The organism is Curtobacterium sp. MCBA15_013, assembly GCF_001865095.1.
GTDB lineage: Bacteria > Actinomycetota > Actinomycetes > Actinomycetales > Microbacteriaceae > Curtobacterium.
In genome coordinates this window covers 1-902 of the sequence record NZ_MJGQ01000030.1, presented here as the reverse complement: position 1 = coordinate 902, position 902 = coordinate 1, and the positions used below count along the sequence as shown (strand labels likewise).

The 902-nt window shown below is 73.6% G+C and carries 1 protein-coding gene; it reads left to right on the top strand.

All coding sequences use genetic code 11. From position 1 onward, the window contains the following. The first annotated feature begins 122 nt into the window (after positions 1–122). The gene (locus BIV01_RS12805) at positions 123–887 is read left to right on the top strand and encodes a carboxymuconolactone decarboxylase family protein (RefSeq protein ID WP_071303086.1); all 765 of its coding nucleotides are present in this window, start codon (positions 123–125) and stop codon (positions 885–887) included. The last annotated feature ends 15 nt before the right edge of the window (positions 888–902 follow it).

The window sequence follows — 902 nt, the reverse complement described above, 5'->3', positions numbered from 1 at the left end:
GTCGTCGCCGGACCGTCGTCCTGAGCCCATCCGGACCGCTCGCGCTCGCGGAGGGGTGCCCTGCCGGAGGGTGTCCCAGCGTCCCCTCCCACGGAGGCGACCCCGGTCCTAGCGTCGAGGGCATGCCAGCGAACCCAGCAGCCCAGCGCGAGCACGCCCAGCTCTTCCCGGACCACACCTCGACCCTCGCCGAGACCGACCCGGGGTTCGCAGCGTCCTTCGCCGACTTCGCCCTCGACGAGACCCTGCGCGACGTCGCGATCACCCGGCACGACCGACTCCTCGTCCAGCTCGGCGCGACGATCGCCGTCGGTGCGCACACCGAGTTCGCCGTCCTCCTCGGAGCCGCGCTCGCGAACGAGGTCACCCCCGTCGAGGCGAAGGAGGTCGTCTACCAGGCCGTCGCCTACGTCGGCTTCGCCCGCACCGTCGACTTCCTCACGATCACCCACGACGCGCTCGTCGCCCGCGGCGTCGCGCTCCCCCTGCCGGATCAGCGCACGACCGACCCCGACACGCGACTGGCCCGCGGGCGCGAGGTGCAGGGACGGATCGTCGGCGCCGACCGGGTCGACCACATGTACGACGCCGCGTCGCCCGACACGGTGCACTTCCAGCGGCTCCTCTCCGGCAACTGCTTCGGCGACACGGTGGCCCGCGGCGGGCTGGACCTCCGGACCCGCGAGCTCGTCACCTTCGCGATGCTCGTCGCGCTCGGTGGCGCCGACGCGCAGGTCCGTGGGCACGTCGCGGGGAACCTCGCCGTCGGCAACCACCGCCGGGACCTGCTCGACGTGCTCACCGTCCTGGTGCCGTTCATCGGGTACCCCCGCACCCTCAACGGCCTCGCGGTCGTCGACGACGCGGCGCCCGCGACGGACCGGTGACGGACTGGAGGCGCG

Coding starts and splice junctions, on each gene's coding strand:
- BIV01_RS12805 (WP_071303086.1), top strand. CDS start 123: ATGCCAGCGAACCCAGCAGCCCAGCGCGAGCACGCCCAGCTCTTCCCG.